Source organism: Methylobacterium sp. E-041 (assembly GCF_022829665.1).
GTDB lineage: Bacteria > Pseudomonadota > Alphaproteobacteria > Rhizobiales > Beijerinckiaceae > Methylobacterium.
Map to the genome: position 1 here is coordinate 1 of NZ_JAKSYQ010000139.1, position 555 is coordinate 555.

The following is a 555-nucleotide window of genomic DNA, read 5'->3' on the forward strand; positions in this document are numbered from 1 at the left end:
ATCTGGTCGGTACCGCTGACGGTTTGGGGCACCTCGCTCGAGCAGGTCGCCACAGGCGCTTTCAACGATCATTTCCTCAAGGCCGCGCAGGGCTTAGCGCAGACCAAGGCCAGCAGCGACGGCAACATCTACGTGCGCGTCGGCTGGGAGTTCAACGGCTCCTGGATGCCCTGGGCCGCCAACGGCCACGAAGCCGCGTTCATCAAAGCCTTCCAGGAGCTGGTGACCACGTTCCGCTCCGTGTCCGACAAGTTCAAGTTCGTATGGGACACCACTAACGATGGTGGCAACATGAACCCGGAGAAGGCGTATCCGGGCGACAAGTACGTCGAGGTGATCGGTACGGACGTCTGTTACAGCACCCAATGGGACGTCACCGATGCCGGCAAGGGGGTCAAGGGCGAGGTGACACGCAGCTACGGCCTACAGGGGCAGCAGGAGGTCGCCGCAGCCCACGGTAGGGCCACTGCCATCTCCGAATGGGGTGTCGCCAGCGACAACGCGGGTCCCTACGTTCAGGCCATGACCAAGTGGATGGCCGACCATAAAATGGTC

Annotated in this window: 1 protein-coding gene; it reads left to right on the forward strand. The window is 62.3% G+C overall.

All coding sequences use genetic code 11. The annotated features are described in order from the left end of the window. The coding region (locus tag MKK70_RS13005; RefSeq protein ID WP_243948205.1) for a glycosyl hydrolase at window positions 1-555 on the forward strand (555 nt) is incomplete at both ends.